General features: G+C 43.0%; 12 protein-coding genes and 1 tRNA gene. 8 read left to right on the top strand and 5 right to left on the bottom strand.

Going from position 1 to position 16,040, the window contains the following annotated elements:
• Positions 1 to 126: 126 nt before the first annotated feature.
• Positions 127 to 199 (bottom strand) — tRNA-Phe (locus CKO50_RS01420).
• An 874-nt stretch (positions 200 to 1,073) separates the two neighbouring features.
• Here CKO50_RS01420 and CKO50_RS01415 point away from each other — a divergent pair.
• The gene (locus tag CKO50_RS01415) at positions 1,074 to 3,923 is read left to right on the top strand and encodes an ATP-binding protein (protein WP_095726718.1); all 2,850 of its coding nucleotides are present in this window, start codon (positions 1,074 to 1,076) and stop codon (positions 3,921 to 3,923) included.
• On the opposite strand, the gene CKO50_RS01410 is transcribed toward CKO50_RS01415, so the two are convergent.
• On the bottom strand, positions 3,911 to 4,156 hold the full coding sequence (locus CKO50_RS01410; RefSeq protein ID WP_095726717.1) for a hypothetical protein: 246 nt from the start codon (positions 4,154 to 4,156) through the stop codon (positions 3,911 to 3,913). The genes CKO50_RS01415 and CKO50_RS01410 overlap by 13 nt on opposite strands.
• Positions 4,157 to 4,526: 370 nt before the next feature.
• On the opposite strand from CKO50_RS01410, the gene CKO50_RS01405 reads away from it, so the two are divergent.
• The 5 genes from CKO50_RS01405 (at position 4,527) to CKO50_RS01385 (ending at position 10,533) form a co-directional block, all read left to right on the top strand.
• Positions 4,527 to 5,963, top strand: coding sequence for a peptide MFS transporter (locus CKO50_RS01405; protein WP_095726716.1), 1,437 nt, complete (start codon positions 4,527 to 4,529; stop codon positions 5,961 to 5,963).
• A gap of 419 nt (positions 5,964 to 6,382) precedes the next feature.
• On the top strand, positions 6,383 to 7,429 hold the full coding sequence (hppD, locus tag CKO50_RS01400) for a 4-hydroxyphenylpyruvate dioxygenase (protein ID WP_095726715.1): 1,047 nt from the start codon (positions 6,383 to 6,385) through the stop codon (positions 7,427 to 7,429).
• Positions 7,430 to 7,561: 132 nt separating this feature from the next.
• A complete protein-coding gene (fahA, locus tag CKO50_RS01395) occupies positions 7,562 to 8,875 on the top strand; it encodes a fumarylacetoacetase (protein WP_095726714.1) in 1,314 nt (437 codons plus the stop codon).
• 142 nt (positions 8,876 to 9,017) lie between these two features.
• Positions 9,018 to 10,100, top strand: coding sequence for a M23 family metallopeptidase (locus tag CKO50_RS01390; protein ID WP_095726713.1), 1,083 nt, complete (start codon positions 9,018 to 9,020; stop codon positions 10,098 to 10,100).
• 37 nt (positions 10,101 to 10,137) lie between these two features.
• Positions 10,138 to 10,533 carry a polymer-forming cytoskeletal protein gene (locus CKO50_RS01385; RefSeq protein ID WP_095726719.1) on the top strand — a complete coding sequence of 132 codons (396 nt, stop codon included), beginning with the start codon at positions 10,138 to 10,140 and terminating at the stop codon, positions 10,531 to 10,533.
• Here the strand turns inward: CKO50_RS01385 and CKO50_RS01380 are convergent.
• Positions 10,530 to 11,000 (bottom strand): hotdog fold domain-containing protein, encoded by a 471-nt coding sequence (locus CKO50_RS01380; RefSeq protein ID WP_010606036.1) that lies wholly within the window; start codon positions 10,998 to 11,000, stop codon positions 10,530 to 10,532. The two genes, CKO50_RS01385 and CKO50_RS01380, sit on opposite strands and share 4 nt — an antisense overlap.
• Positions 11,001 to 11,163: 163 nt before the next feature.
• Here CKO50_RS01380 and CKO50_RS01375 point away from each other — a divergent pair, with 163 nt between their 5' ends.
• Both CKO50_RS01375 and yghU read left to right on the top strand, forming a co-directional pair.
• Positions 11,164 to 12,342, top strand: a complete 1,179-nt coding sequence (locus CKO50_RS01375) for a multidrug effflux MFS transporter (protein ID WP_095726712.1) — start codon at positions 11,164 to 11,166, stop codon at positions 12,340 to 12,342.
• A gap of 363 nt (positions 12,343 to 12,705) precedes the next feature.
• Positions 12,706 to 13,578 carry a glutathione-dependent disulfide-bond oxidoreductase gene (gene yghU, locus CKO50_RS01370; protein WP_095726711.1) on the top strand — a complete coding sequence of 291 codons (873 nt, stop codon included), beginning with the start codon at positions 12,706 to 12,708 and terminating at the stop codon, positions 13,576 to 13,578.
• A gap of 562 nt (positions 13,579 to 14,140) precedes the next feature.
• On the opposite strand, the gene CKO50_RS24210 is transcribed toward yghU, so the two are convergent.
• Together CKO50_RS24210 and CKO50_RS24205 are read right to left on the bottom strand one after the other, a co-directional pair.
• The gene (locus tag CKO50_RS24210; RefSeq protein WP_217989637.1) at positions 14,141 to 14,398 is read right to left on the bottom strand and encodes a hypothetical protein; all 258 of its coding nucleotides are present in this window, start codon (positions 14,396 to 14,398) and stop codon (positions 14,141 to 14,143) included.
• Between the two features lie 5 nt (positions 14,399 to 14,403).
• Entirely contained in the window at positions 14,404 to 14,739 is a 336-nt protein-coding gene (locus CKO50_RS24205) for a glutathione S-transferase N-terminal domain-containing protein (protein ID WP_217989636.1), read from the bottom strand.
• Positions 14,740 to 16,040 lie beyond the last annotated feature (1,301 nt).

The raw sequence follows: 16,040 nt of genomic DNA, 5'->3' as shown, positions 1-16,040 counted from the left end.
TCCGAGTCGAACGGATGACCTACTGATTACAAGTCAGTTGCTCTACCAACTGAGCTAAGTCGGCACACTAATTCGTGTACCATGCAGTTTCTGCATGCACCACATTGCTAATGCAATGATTTTAATTNCCCAGAGGCGGAATCGAACCACCGACACGAGGATTTTCAATCCTCTGCTCTACCGACTGAGCTATCTGGGCGTGCGGCGTATTAAACGGGTTTTGCAGTTCTAAGTCAACCCTTTTTTTAAATACATTTATCGTTTGCACAGTTTTCAGACAAAGCGGTTAAAATACCGCTTTTTCGATGAAAAAACACTCGACTAGCTATGTTTTACGGTATTTAACGACTTTTATCTTTGAGTAAGGCAAACGACTCTAGACCTATAATAAAGAGAAAGCCAGCTCTTGAGGCTTATATACCTATAAAGGAGTGAAACAAACAAGAAGGTATGTGCTTTTGCTGTTCAGATACCACAGTTAGACGACACTTATTCACTCTTTTTGATTCTCGTCTTTATAGCACGTCTCCTGTTTCACGCCGCGCTTCGTTTTAATGTCGCGAAAGTTTCATTACGAACACCTTATTCATACCAAATTTGAAGCAACTAACGAGACTGTCTTTCAAGAAAACCGAAGCTACAGAGACTTATCTTATCAATCCCCCAGGACTACCCCCTGATTGTAAAACGAATTTACACGGCAATATAGCAAGGTAACATGTAAGCCATTCGTTTACCGCAGCTCTAGTTCACCTAAATTACCTATACCTCACTTGGCGAGCAATATTGTCTCTGAACTAAAGTTAATATTAGCCTGCGTAATTACCGTCATGGACACTTATCATTTAACAAAAGCATTAAGTAGAATTTAATTTTTATTAAATTTTACTGCTTTGCACATCGCAGGCGTAGTGAAAATTATCGAGATAACAACCTGATTATTTTAAGATTTAAAACAATCAGATAATCTTAGGCTATTGCCACTATTGATTGAAAAACGAGAGGTAAAAACTTGCCGAAGGTGATAGGATTACTACAACTAGTAAGTATAAATAATTCTTTCGGGATTAAGCATGCCAAATAGCGCGAATACCAATGCAAATGGACGGATACTTTTTTTATTTATCGCAATACTGACTGTTGGACTGTGCAGCGCTGCAGGTGCTTACCTACTGCCAAAGCAAGCTGACGTCCCTACCGCGCCGACCGTGAACCTACAACAACAAGCAACAACAGTTGCAACTCCCCTAGCCAAGGTAGTCACACAACACGGTTTTGACAGTGCCAAACAGATTGTATCCGCATTATTATCATCTAACGAGCATTTGGGCGCCTATTTGTACGTCAATACCGGGATGGGGCCACCAAACCTAGTATTTCAACAAAGTGCAGGTGAGCAAATCATTGCACTGAATCGCGAAGAGTCTTATAACAAAGACACAATGCAGGTTTACCACATGCCACTGAGACTAGATGCGCAAAACGTTGGTGAACTCATTTTGACTTATACCCCACCCGTTGCAACTACCTCATCAGGCGATCNTCCATCCATTGCCTATATACTGCTCGCTGCCGCTATTATTAGCGCCTTGATGATTGTTGTGATTGCGGCTCGTCGGCTTTCTGGCGCATCAAGTAACGATACTGAAGAGCTTATCTCAGAAATCAATCATCTAACGATGGATAAAAACTACAAGTCGACGGTTGGTACTTATTATAGTGGCGGTCTGGCTGAGGTTGCTGAAGCGATAAATGCGCTGTTAAAGCAAGTACAATCATCCATAGAATCCGATCAAGCAACGCAAAATGAGTTAAAACAGCTTCAAGAAAGTCTCGAAACTGAAGTTCAAGCCCGCACGCTGGCGCTAGAAAAAGCGATTTTAAATGCGGAACGTGCAAGTGATGCTAAAACCACTTTCTTAGCCACCATGAGCCATGAGATCCGCACGCCGATGAACGGCGTCATCGGTACTATTGATTTACTGCGTCAAACCGATCTTGATGGTGCTCAACATCGTCTCACCACGATTATTCGCGACTCGGCTTTCTCTTTACTTGGTATTCTCGATGATATTCTCGACTTTTCTAAAATTGAGGCCGGTAAATTACGCATAGACAATAGCGCTTTCTCGGTGGCTGAAACCACAGAGGAAGTCGCACGTGTGCTTTCATCAGTCGCGAAAAAACGTAAGTTAGACTTACAACTGTTTATTGCTCCTGACATTCCAACGAATTTAGTTGGTGACACCGTTCGCGTTAGACAAGTACTTTATAACCTGTGCAGTAATGCCATTAAATTTACGACTACAGATGATTCAACCCAAGGTTATGTAAAAATCTCCGTTGAAGTTGCACAAAATACATCGGAGCATTACACCTTACGCTTTACCGTTACTGACAATGGTAAAGGCATGACAAAAGCTCAGTTGAGAGAAATTTTTAATCCGTTTATTCAAGCTGAGGGCTCTATCACTCGAGAATTTGGCGGTACAGGACTTGGCCTTTCTATTTGTAAGAGTTTAATCGAACTCATGCTAGGTAGTATCCATGTTAACTCGGATATTGGCATGGGAAGTGAGTTTGTTGTGGAATTGCCATTTAGTGTCGATGGCAAAGTCAATTACGCAAATAAGCAAATGTTAAACGGTCGCACTGTTGCCCTACTCACCCCAAATAATGAGAGACGCACTATTTTAAATCGCTATCTTTCATTCATGGGCGCGAGTGTGATTGCTATCGATGAAAGCGAAATAACCGAACACCAGCACGAGGATAAACTTATTTGGGTGCTAGATGGTTTAGACGGCATGGACAAGGTCAATGAAGAGCTAAGAACCGTAGTTTATTCGCTTGAGAAAAACGAACAGCAAGTTGTTGTCCTAAGTAAAATGGACGAAGCCGCCCTTAATCACAAAAATATTTTCTACCTCAATGCATCACCGTTATGTAAGTCTAGCTTTATGACGGCTATCTTGGTTGCTGCTGGTTTGCATAAACCAAAAGAAATTAAACCGTCGCGCACTATCAACGACTTTTTAAGCGTTGATGAAGCAAGAGCAACCAACAAACTGGTGTTGTTAGTTGAAGATAACGTATTAAATCAGCAAGTGCTGACCGACCAATTACACCTGTTAGGCTATGGTGTCGAAGTTGCAGAAAATGGTGAGGAAGGCCTAGAGCTTTGGAAAAAAGAGCACTTTCCAATCGTACTGACCGATTTACATATGCCGAAGATGTCGGGCTACGACATGGTCAAACATATTAGAGACTATGTCGAAACCGATACCATTGAACAACCATACATTATTGCCGTAACAGCCAATGCATTAAAAGGCGAAAGAGAGCGCTGTGAAGCTGGTGGTATGAATGACTATATCACCAAACCAGTAGAGTTAAATGTATTAGAGGCAACGCTTAATAAATGCATAGAAAGCTTACCAAAAGCGCATCAGCCGAGACCAAGTGTCGAACTATCAGCTGCTGAACCAGTAGCCGCTAGCCAAGCACCGCCGGGATCAGATCAAGAAACAGAGCTAGAGCCTGAAGTTATTGCGACAGAAGCAAGCGAGCCTGCGCCAGCTATCAATATGGACATGCTCAACAAGTATGTAAATCATGATGAAGCGAAACGAAATCGCTTTTTCCGAATGTACTTAGAACAAAGTAGCCAGTTAACACGTGATGTAAATGGTGCGGTGATCACGATGAGCCAAGAAGAAATCATTGAAGCTTGTCATCAACTTAAGTCCATCTCTAAAACTATCGGTGCCGAAAAAGTAGCTGAAACAGCTATAGAGTTTGAGGCTTTATGTAAGGAAAGCACGCTTACTACCGATCAGCTTATCCAGATGCGTGATAAATTGGAGCAGGACTTTTTAGCTGCAACCGAGTTTATTCAACAATATTTGAGTCAAGAAGCGTAATGATATGGGGGTGGGTAGCACTGCCCCCCCCCACAAATCTTATCACTAATTGGTTGGAAGCGTTTATCTCGACTAGGTAAAGATAAATGGATCGCAGGGACAACCTGCTCCCATACCTGCAATAAATGGTAAATATCAGCGATAAAAAGATACATAACCTTAATGGTTACGCCATTCATTGAGATATAACCGCCATCTAAAAGAATGATCCTTCCCTGAATCACTGACCGCATTTTATGCGCTTTCTGACTCCAAACACTTCCCCTATTAATTCTCACTGAGTATACTGACGCACTTTTTTAAATTAGTTAGTCGTTACATACAACAAACGCTAGTTGAAATAGGTACTGGTCACCCGTTCAAAAAAAGTACAGGCATGCCTGAGCTCAACAAGCAAATATCTGATTAAGATTTTTACTCGGTGACTCGATGGGCAATGCCAATCTGCATTGAAAAGTGTTCTATTTACCGCGCATCGCTTCGAACGTTGCATGTTAAGTACATGGCTCATTATTCAGTGTTGATTGAAAAACATTAGATGCAATAACGCATCCTTTATAAAAATGGCCAGATACAACACATTGATTAGATTAGGAAGTACATATGAATTCAGTTCCGAAGGCCGGAGAATTTCTGGGTCACCCTAAAGGCCTCTTCTTATTATTTGGTACCGAAATGTGGGAGCGCTTTGGCTACTACGGTATGCGTGCCATCTTAGTTCTTTATCTTGTAGCACAAGTTCAAAATGGTGGCTTCGGTTGGAGCAATGCCGACGCACTAAGCCTTTACGGCACATTTACGATGGCCGTTTATCTCACCCCACTGTTTGGTGGTTGGCTTGCAGATAACGTATTAGGTCAGCGCAAAGCCATCATTATTGGTGGTATTTTAATGGCTACAGGCCATTTTATTATGGGTATTCCTCACAGCGTTGTGGCAGGACAAGAAGTAAATGTCTTCTACCTTGGTTTAGCACTGCTTTGTTTAGGTAATGGCTTATTCAAGCCAAACATCTCAACAATGGTTGGTGATCTATATCAAGAAGGTGATAAGCGCCGTGACGGTGCATTTACTATCTTCTATATGGGTATCAACTTAGGTGGTGCATTAGGTCCACTTGTTGCGGGTTATGTAGCAGCAGTCGTTAACTGGCAGGCAGGCTTTATCGCAGCCGGTGTTGGTATGATCATTTCTGTGGTTATGCAGCTTATCTTAAGCCAGAAATACCTTGGCGATATCGGTAAAGTACCTTCGGCTAAACTTTCTCAACAGATGTCTGACTCACAGACTAAAGAACCGCTTACGAAGAAAGAAAAAGATCGTATCCGTGTTATTTTCACCATGAGTGTTTTCTCAATTATCTTCTGGATGGGTTTCGAGCAGGCTGGTGGTCTGATGAACCTATTCGCAAACGACTATACCAACCGTATGTTTATGGGCTTTGAGATCCCGGCTTCTTGGTTCCAGTCGCTTAACTCTATCTTCATCATTGTATTTGCGCCATTAGTAGCGATGATCTGGTTAAAGCTAGATAACAAAGAACCTAACTCTCCAGTGAAATTCGCAATTGGTCTGGTGTTCTTAGCACTTGGTTTCTTAACCATGATGCTTGCGCTTGCAACAGAAGGTGGTGAAGCCGGTGGCACACTGCAGATCAGCATGATTTGGTTAGTATTGTTCTACATGTTCCACACACTTGGTGAACTATGTTTATCACCAATCGGTCTTTCTATGGTGAGTAAACTAGCACCGCTACGTTTAGCATCACTGTTAATGGGTATTTGGTTCCTATGTACGGCTGTTGCAAACAAGCTTGCTGGCCTTGTTGGCTCTTTCATCGGTGAAGGCCAAGAAGCAATGGAAAACGCGATGAGCATCTTCATTGGTTTAGGCGGCGTAGCCTTGCTGTCTGCTGTGTTAATGTATCTATTAAGCAACAAGCTTGTAGATTGGATGCACGGCGCTGAGGGCAAGCACGAGCCTCATACGCAAGAACATTACCTTGCGGAAGAGCTAGAAGTATCCGCTGAGAAGCAATAATATTTGCTGTAAACCACGCTAATTTAGCGTGGTTTACCTCTCCCACAATAGCCATACGTAAAGATTTAAATACACTTAGCATCATTTCCCCTCTCAATTTAGCCGTCTGATAAAAATCCTCCCTCTCATATAACTCACCAACCAAAAACATAAAAAGCAAATAAAATCAAAATTATACAAAAATAAAGTTACAAAATACCCCGCAAAACTCCTTGCTGTTTTTAGTCAAAATTCAAGCAAAAATAATTATCGTCACGCCTGTGTCAATTTTGTGTCTTTTACATGGCAATTGTGCAACTAAATTTACAAAGTCTCATACTGCTATTTACTGCCTCTAGCTTCCCCTTTGCAGTAATTTGATTAATCATCCAGTCATAAATACTAACAAGTCACCCAGTGCTTAATACGGGAGTAAAACAATGAGTGAAGTAAATAATCCACTAGGCCTAGTCGGCATCGAGTTTACAGAATATGCAACACCAGACGCTGATTACATGGATAAGGTATTCACTGACTTTGGATTCTCAAAACTAAAGAAATTTAAAGATAAAGATATCGTTTACTACAACCAGCACGATATTCACTTTTTGTTGAATAACGAGCGTGAAGGCTTCTCAGCACAGTTTGCTAAAAGTCACGGCCCGGCTATTTGTTCTATGGGCTGGCGTGTAGAAAATGCGCAAAAAGCGTTTGAAACCGCAGTTGAGCGTGGTGCAAAACCTGCGACTGATTCAACACACAAAGACTTACCATACCCAGCGATTTACGGTATCGGCGATAGCCTTATCTATTTCATCGAAAACTTTGGCGATAAAGGGTCAATCTACGAGCAAGACTTCGTTGACCTAGACGAGCAAAAGGTTGTTGAAGACAAAGGCTTTAAGCGCATCGATCACCTAACAAACAATGTTTACAAAGGGACGATGGAAACTTGGGCTAACTTCTATAAAGACGTATTTGGCTTTACTGAAGTTCGTTACTTTGACATCAAAGGTCAAAAAACGGCGCTGCTTTCTTATGCACTTAAGTCACCATGTGGCACCTTCTCTATTCCAATCAACGAAGGTAAAGACGACAACAACAACCAAATCGATGAGTACTTAGATGAGTACAATGGTCCAGGTGTTCAGCATTTAGCATTTTTGACTGACGACTTGGTTAGTTCATTAGATAAACTAGACAAGAGCACTATTGCTACCTTAGATATCGTAGATCACTACTACGACACTATCTTTGACCGTGTGCCTTGGGTTAAAGAAGACAAAGAAAAGATCAAGCAGCACCAAATCCTAGTAGATAGTCAAAGCGAAGACTGCTACCTACTACAGATCTTCACTAAAAATCTGTTTGGCCCAATCTTCATCGAAATGATCCAACGTGTTGACGATGGCGGCTTTGGTGAAGGTAACTTCCAAGCGTTATTCGAGTCAATTGAACGCGACCAAGAGCGCCGTGGTGTAATCTAAACACACACATCAAATTAATAAAAAAGCAGCTAGCGATAGCTGCTTTTTGTGGTTTATCAAATTGCTATTACGACTTGAGTTTTTCACTTTTGACCATAACTCAAGTTGAAAGCCAAAATTAAAGGAAAGGCAATGTCTCAAATTAATGAAACACACGACATCCAATTAACAAGTTGGGTAGCTAGTGCGAATGCGGCTGGAACTGATTTCCCTATTCAAAACTTACCTTTTGCAGTATTCCGTCGTAAGAACAGTAACGAAGAGTTTCGTGGCGGTGTTGCGATTGGTGATCAAGTACTGGACCTTGGCGCAGTTGTTGACGCTAACCTATTTTCAGGCGACGCCGCAGAGGCCGCTGAAGCTGCAAATGCCCCAGCATTAAATGAATTTATGGGAATGGGCCAGCAGTACTGGTCAGCACTTCGACTTGCCCTGTCTCGTGCATTACGTGAAGGTTCTGAACTGCAATCAAGCCTTGAAGGCGCATTGGTTGCACAAGATAACGTGGAATATGCTTTGCCTTGTCACATTGGCGATTACACCGACTTTTATACCTCAATCTACCATGCAACAGCGGTAGGTAGCCTGTTCCGTCCTGATAACCCTCTGCTACCAAACTACAAGTGGGTACCAATCGGTTACCATGGCCGTGCATCGTCTATTGATGTATCAGGTCAAACTTTCCCTCGCCCTAAAGGCCAAACCAAAGCACCAGATGCAGATACACCGTCATTCGGTCCTTGTAAGCGCCTAGACTACGAATTAGAGCTAGGTATTTACTTAGGTAAAGGTAATGAACTTGGCGACTCTATCGCAATTAAAGACGCTGAAGATCACGTTTTTGGTTTTTGTTTATTCAATGACTGGTCTGCACGTGACTTGCAAGCATGGGAATATCAACCATTAGGTCCATTCCTTGCGAAAAACTTTGCTTCAACGGTTTCTCCTTGGGTTGTAACCACAGAAGCACTTGCACCATACCGTACTCAATGGCACCGTGATGAAAACGATCCACAACCACTGGAATACTTAGAATCAACGCAAAACCGCGAGTCTGGTGCTATTGATATTCGTATGGATGTCTTACTAGAGACTGAAAAAATGCGTAGCGAAGGCGCTAAACCAAGCAAACTGTCTGAATCCAGCTTCAAGCACAGCTATTGGACGGTTGCGCAAATGGTTACACACCACACAGTGAACGGCTGTAACTTCCTACCAGGCGATATGTTAGGCTCAGGCACGCAGTCTGGTCCTGAGCATGTAGAAGCGGGTTCATTACTCGAACTATCACGCGGCGGCAAAGAAACTATCACGCTTGCAAACGGCGAAGAACGTAAGTTCCTAGAAGATGGCGATAAAGTGATTATGCGCGGTTGGTGTGAAGCCCAAGGCTACAACCGTATCGGTTTTGGCTGTGTTGAAGGCACTGTACTTCCAGCAAAATAATCGCAATTATTCGTGAGTTAATCGCAATTTTATTTACTTTTAAATCAAAGGCATGATGATTTCATGCCTTTTTTTAGTTCTAAAAACTGGAAATTTGACTAAAAATTGTTAGAGTGTAGCGCTGATTTAAATCTGAGGTTGAATGTTGCAAGTACTCAAGCGCCTATATCTAAAGCTGTTTAAGCCGACTCAATTAATTGTTCGTCAAGACGCAACTGTCAAGATGCTAAAATTACCATCTTGGGTTCAAGCTTGCTCGATTTTGATTTTGCTCGCTATCGCTATTTGGATAGCCAATACCTCACTAAAATTACAAGAAAACGGTGACCAGCTCACTAAAGAGCAACAAAACTTAGCGCAGCTGCAAGCCAAGTGGCAAACAGAAAAATCACAGCTTCAAGCGCAATTAGCACAGCAAAAAGGCATGCTTGACCAACTGTCACAGCAGCACAGTGTGCTTGAGTCCTTGGTTGACTCGACCCAAACAACTGACGACAACATAGTGGAAGGCGAGTTAGAAGAAACACCGACAGACCTCAACAGTTCACGACCAAGCACCACAACTGAATTTGCTCCCCAAGCCAGTCTCCTACTCATTCAACAACGACTGCTCAGCGAACAACTGGGACAATCGTTCAGCGCTGAAATTGCAGCGATGCAAGAATCCATCGACAGTGCGGGATTACAATTGTCATCTGACTTCTCAGAAGCGCAAGGTGGTCCCTACTTCCAAGCCGACTTAGAATTGGTAGAAGCCAGTTTTATTAATGCCATTGACCAATACGCAGTCTATGCGCAATTATCGACGATGATTGGTCAACTGCCAGATACATTGCCTGTCGCTCAGGAAAAATATTATGTCTCCAGTGCTTTTGGTTTTCGTAAAGACCCAATCACTGGCCGCCGTGCCTATCATAAAGGTATCGATCTCGCAGGTTGGCACAAAACACAGATAGTCGCCCCCGCTTTTGGTACCGTTAAACGAGCGGGGAAAAATGGCGGCTATGGCAACTTTATCGAAATTGAGCACGCCAATGATATCACCACACGCTATGGTCATCTTCACACCATCAAGGTAAAAAAAGGCCAGCAAATCAACAAAGGTGACGTAATAGCACTGATGGGCAGCACAGGAAGAAGTACGGCGACGCACTTGCACTATGAAGTGATTCAAGGTAAAAAACACCTAAACCCAATTAAAATCGCTCGCGCATTCAATAAGTAACATATAATTGCAATTGCGCTGCGGTAGCGAGGCACTCGTGTTTAACTCTTTTAAAAACCAACGAAACGACGTCCCAGCCATCATTGCTCAAAGCACTAAAGTCACGGGCGATATTGTCTGCGAAGGTGAGCTGCAATTAGATGGTATTGTCCATGGTAACCTCGACATCGAAAAACTAATCATCGGCAATAAAGGTTTAGTACAAGGTAATATCCAAGCCAATGAGCTGATGATATTAGGTAAGGTCGAAGGTGATATTCAGGCCAAACAAGTCACGCTGCTTCCTAGCGCTCAAGTGTTTGGCAATATCGAACACGAGACCTTAACGATTGAAGCTGGTGCGCATGTCGATGGTAAACTGACGCACCGTAACGAGCGAACCAATAACGTCACGGCAATTGACTCTACCGGTGATCAAACCATAAACAATTAAGATCTTTTCGCGCTGATATACATGTTAATGTCGGCGTGAAACACTTTCTCTCCCGCTGTATTAAAAACTTCCACCGGTACAACGAGCTCTTCTTTATCTTGCCATGCTCGCGGGTATTCTATTTGCGCCACGGCATGCAGATCGGTCTCGGCTTTAGCTAAGTATTGCACTGACATCCCCTTTGGGATCCAGCGATGGGTCTTATGGTCGATGGTCGCGTCTGTCATGACTCCAGCACACAACTCCGCAAGATTACACTGTGCAATAGCGTGAACCGTACCTATGTGGTTATGAATGGCTTTACGGTTACGAATTGTGGCCCTACAAACGCCAGGCTTCAATTGTGTGATTTTAGGCTTAATGGTGCCAAAGTAAGGAGCCTTACGACATACCGCCTTACTGAACATCCATTTACCAAATGGCAACCAACTCATCCTTTTATAAATTTTTAAAAGTGGTGCAGACATAAGATTTTTCTAAAATGATTTTGCTTAAAATTAACACATCTGACCAGTTAATCAACCGTCTACAATTATCAGCGAATAAAATATCTTAAAAATTTGCTAAATCGGCGCTTTGTCCTGTCTTTTCTCATTCTCCACAATACAATAACGGCCAAAAGGAGACGCCATGACCCAATCAAATTCAAAAGCACTGATTTTTATTCTCGCTTTACTTGTTATCTTTTGCCCTTTAGGTATCGATCTCTATCTACCTGCGTTTGTGGACATGCAGTCCAGCCTTCAAGTATCAGAAAGCCAAATTCAGCAAACAGTGAGTATTTATATGTTAGCTGTGGGTCTTGGACAATTGATAGCAGGTCCGCTTGCGGATAAATATGGCCGTAAGCCGGTTGCACTGGTTGGAATCGTTTTGTTTGCGCTTGGCGCCGTGATGGCAAGCACAGTCTCCACTTGGCCACTCATGATGGTAGCTCGAGTGTTACAAGGCCTAGGCGCTTGTGCCACATTCGTCAGCGCTTTTGCTATTGTTCGTGATAGCTTTGGACACAAAGGCAGTGGCCAAATGATCACTTACCTCAACGGTATTGTATGTTTTATCCCAGCGTTAGCGCCTATTTTAGGTGCGTGGCTCACTGTCGAATTTGGCTGGCAAAGTAATTTTAGCTTTTTGTTTGGTTTTGCCATTGTTGGTCTCATCTTGGTTTCTCTTATTTATAAAGAGACTCGCCCCGAAGATACACATTACAGCGGTCATATCCTAGATTTGAGACGTTTTAAGCCAATGCTCAGTAGCACGACTTTCATTTATAATGCCGCCTTAGCGATGCTTGGTATGGCTGCAATGCTGGTATTTGTGATTTCGGCTCCGGGGTGGATCATGGCAAAAATGGGCGGCAGTGTTTCCGACTTCACGTTTTGGTTTACCGGCAATGCAGCGCTGAGTATTGTCGCAAGTTTTATTGCTCCCCACTTCATCAAGCGCAATAGCCAGAAATCGCTCACCTTTGGCCTTGCCGTTTTTAGCTTTAGCGGCCTGTTGTTACTGGCTTTGCCACAAACTGAAATAGCGCATTTTGTACTGCCTATGTATATGGCGTCAGTCGGCTTTGCATTTACAATTGGAGCTGCGGCAGGTAAAGCGTTATCTGGGTTTGCGAAACAAGCTGGGACAGCTTCAGCGTTGATTGGAGTTCTACAGATGAGTGGCGCAGGGGTGCTTGCAACCATGACGCAACCACTGGCATTGGATGCCCCGATGCAACTCGCGTTGCACTTACTACTCGCATTACCTTTCTTACTGCTGCTGGCTACAAAGCACCGTCACCAGCTTCACAGTGCAGCTTAAGCATTATTTATCGTAACAGTAGTAAAATTGTCACAACCAGCAATGATAATAGTCATACAGACAGCATCAGTGTTAAAGGCGGCCGTACATACGGATACCAAGTGTGCGAACAAAGTAGTGCTGTAGCCTGTTCAGCAATACAAACTGTTGTGTTTTAACTCCCAACCAATTCAAGAATGCCGGTCTTTTGATCGGCATTTTTTATTCTACTACTTTTCCCCATCTCTTGTTGATAGCTTGTTCGGCTCCCTCTCTTAAGAGCTGGACAAAATGAGTAAGCCTGTGACCACAGAGATTTGTTCATTTCCATTTCACTTCTACACTCTATAATGGATTCGGACAGTCACAGAAGGAGTTCATGAAATGAGTACATCGGGTTATACCCCACCTAAAGTTTGGCAGTGGCCATGGCAAAGTGGCGATGGTAGTAAATTCGCAAATATCAACCGCCCTACTGCAGGCGCAAGATTCGAAAAGTCGCTACCGCAAGGCAAACACCCGTTACAACTCTACTCCCTCGCGACCCCAAACGGCGTGAAAGTGACTATCTTGCTAGAAGAGCTTTTAGCTGCTGGGGTAAAAGAAGCAGAATACGATGCCTTTTTAATTAATATCATGGAAGGTGAGCAATTTAGTTCAGGGTTTGTTGCACTTAATCCAAATTCTAAGATCCCCGCGTTATTAGATACCAGCACCAAGGAACCAACCAAAATCTTTGAATCTGGCTCAATTTTGCTTTATTTAGCTGAAAAGTTCCAAAAGTTCATTCCTCAAGATCCCACAAAACGCACGGAGTGCCTCAACTGGTTATTTTGGCAAATGGGGGCTGCACCACTACTTGGTGGTGGATTTGGTCACTTCTATGCCTACGCACCCGAGCACTACGAATATCCAATCAACCGCTACACCATGGAAGTGAAGCGCCAACTGGATTTACTGAATCAACATTTAGCCACAAGAGAATATATTTGTGGCGATGAATACACTATCGCTGATATGGCAATCTGGCCGTGGTATGGCGTGCTAGCCCAAGGACACCTATATGATGCGGCAGAGTTTTTAGACGTCAATGGCTATGAACACGTGATCCGCTGGGCTGGACTCATCGCCTCAAGAGAAGCCGTCAAACGTGGAAAAATGGTAAATAAAACATGGGGAGAACCTCATGAGCAGCTTCATGAAAGGCACGACGCCAGCGACTTTGATACCAACACCCAAGACAAACTAAAGCCGTAACCTTACCTTGGTTTAATTCTTGGTTTAATTCTTGGTTTAATTCTTGGTTTAATTCTTGGTTTAACAGGGGTTAGCTTTATCTTCCGGGTTTGATTAATCAGATTTAATCAAACCCGGTTGTCTGTGTATCAGAAAAGAATCGTGTTAGTTTATTTTATGCTTAAGAACAAAACGGTATTCGACGATGAACGTTTTTTAAAAAGCTAAGTCGTACAATGGGGTGAGCTCTACACCTAACTAGAGAAGCACGAAAAACCATGCATTATTTGTGTTTGTGCCAGTAATAGCTGAATTTTACAGGTAAGTGTTGTCGAAGTAATAAGCTCTTTGGCCTTGATTAGACACCCCACTGGTGCGCATTTATTTAGCAATGAATTGAATCGTTTACACCTTAGCTGAGCCTTTAACTAAACTGGACGAATAAGCCATCCCCTTGAGTAGTGCAAGATTAAGGTTAACCGATGAATGTCTAGTGGCCCTAAACGATAAGTTGTATCGACTGATTTAGGCAGCGATGAGATCGCAATAAGAGATTACGGCGTAACGCCCCTATATGTGTTTGTTATGCGCCTTTCCAGACTTTCGCCGACTGGATCGCTTTTTCTAACACTGGCCAACTCAACATGCTCGCTTGATACTCTCCCGCCTTACCGTTAAATGTAATTCCGTAACTTTTCAACCTAAACGCTAGGATTGAATAAAATGCATCTACAGCACTGGCAGATTCAAACATAAACGGAAGTTTGGCTGAACCAAAAATCTCTTCGACTCTTCCTAACTCGCGATTGAAAGCATCACCAATATTTTGCAGGGGAGCCACTGAAACTAAAGTGAAGGACAGGCATTTCTGAGGTTAACAAACCCAGAATGTAGCTCTGAGCAGAGACTCCTTGCAACAGCCCTTTCAGTACGAGCTTTGGGGTATAGTGTACCTTCTGACAGTTCATTAAAATACTCAGCAATAGCAAGCGAGTCATGAACCTTCAAGTCTTCGTCGATTAGTAGAGGAACTAATCCCGTATCAGAAACCTTACCCAACGAATCACAATAGTCTGTCTTGGCTAAGTCAATCACATTTACGTCAAAATCGACATTTGCGATTTGACCACATATCCAGGCTCTCAAAGACCATGTCGAATCAGTACCAACGATTAACTGCATTAACTTGAACCTCCATTGCGCAAATTTTAAGTCGAATAACATTTTAGTATTTATGCGACACACAGTTTGTGTTGCATAATCGCTTGTTGGACTGAGCTGCTACCTGCTCGGTGTGACAGAGTTGGTGTTGTTTATGCTATGGCTTACTTAGAAAAAATAGGCTTTTCGGAGGCTCTCACTTTCCTAGCTAGTGTAATCAGTTTAGCTAGTGTTATGTAAGCTTTCCCTACATTGCTCAGCGCTTATTATGTATTCATTACACCTAAATTTGCCTTAATAAGCAATTATATTTTTTACGCGTACAGAGGCTGTTAGCCTGAGCAATTAAGCAGGCTAAGTGCTTGATTTTACAAATCACTCCTAATCAAGCACACCCTCCTTGGCTAATATCAAAGCGCATCCATGCGCTTCTCGTTCATTCTTTTGAAACGACGAAAAAGAACGAACCAAGAAAACGTCGCCCCAGCATCACACTCAACCCTCAAACCCTAAGCCGATATAGTGCAACCGCCTTGTAAGGCACGTCCTTGTGCCTGACAAGACTTGGCCGACATCCTGTCGGCACATTGCATATCGGCTTATGCTTTTCGGGTGTGATGGAGGGGGAATAAGTTGCTTTCAAGATCTTCTACGGCTTTTATGATTAAGTTGCTTACAAGCACCACAAAAACGATCGGTGTGAATTCCTAATTAACAGTCTAAATTGTTTTGTGGGAGGTGGTTTACCCGCCGAGCTGTTATGTTTTTCGGGTGTGGTAAAGGGGGATTAGTATTGACTGCAAGTTCTAGTTTTTCTCTCAAAAGCAGCTAATTTTCCTACAAGCACCAAACAAAACTATCAGCGCCTTGTGTCTCCCTCATCACACCCGAAAGTAAATTACCAATGAGTCATTTCAACGCATGGATGCGTGAAAAGCTGTGACAGGGATAGGGATGTCCCTTACACCGCGGTGACGTTCATATTGGCAATTTACTTGAGGAGTCAGTGTGATGTCGGGAGTGCCCTTTCTTTTGCGCAACGATTCTTTGGGCATCAAAGAAAAGTAAGTCGTAGCCCATGGATGGGCGTCGAAACCAGTCAGGAGGACAGGCTGACTTCACGATAAATTTCAAGCTATCAGCCGTTAGCAACATAAACCTCCATGTTTAATATCAAAGCGCATCCATGCGCTCCTCGTTCATTCTTTTGAAACGACGCGATCGAGCGAACCAAGAAAACGTCGCCCCAGCATCACACTCAATCCTCAAATCCTAAGCCGATATAGTGCAACCGTNNNCTTGTAAGGCACGTCCTTGTGCCT

The organism is Pseudoalteromonas sp. HM-SA03 (genome assembly GCF_002289345.1).
GTDB lineage: Bacteria > Pseudomonadota > Gammaproteobacteria > Enterobacterales > Alteromonadaceae > Pseudoalteromonas.
The sequence above is the reverse complement of the archived record's forward strand: the minus strand, read 5'-3'. Positions and strand labels throughout refer to the sequence as shown.

Bases quoted from the DNA above. Each gene is read 5' to 3' on its own strand.
- CKO50_RS01410 (WP_095726717.1), bottom strand. From the start codon at position 4,156: ATGCGGTCAGTGATTCAGGGAAGGATCATTCTTTTAGATGGCGGTTAT.
- CKO50_RS01405 (WP_095726716.1), top strand. From the start codon at position 4,527: ATGAATTCAGTTCCGAAGGCCGGAGAATTTCTGGGTCACCCTAAAGGC.
- hppD (WP_095726715.1), top strand. From the start codon at position 6,383: ATGAGTGAAGTAAATAATCCACTAGGCCTAGTCGGCATCGAGTTTACA.
- fahA (WP_095726714.1), top strand. From the start codon at position 7,562: ATGTCTCAAATTAATGAAACACACGACATCCAATTAACAAGTTGGGTA.
- CKO50_RS01390 (WP_095726713.1), top strand. From the start codon at position 9,018: ATGTTGCAAGTACTCAAGCGCCTATATCTAAAGCTGTTTAAGCCGACT.
- CKO50_RS01380 (WP_010606036.1), bottom strand. From the start codon at position 11,000: ATGTCTGCACCACTTTTAAAAATTTATAAAAGGATGAGTTGGTTGCCA.
- CKO50_RS01375 (WP_095726712.1), top strand. From the start codon at position 11,164: ATGACCCAATCAAATTCAAAAGCACTGATTTTTATTCTCGCTTTACTT.
- yghU (WP_095726711.1), top strand. From the start codon at position 12,706: ATGAGTACATCGGGTTATACCCCACCTAAAGTTTGGCAGTGGCCATGG.
- CKO50_RS24205 (WP_217989636.1), bottom strand. From the start codon at position 14,739: ATGCAGTTAATCGTTGGTACTGATTCGACATGGTCTTTGAGAGCCTGG.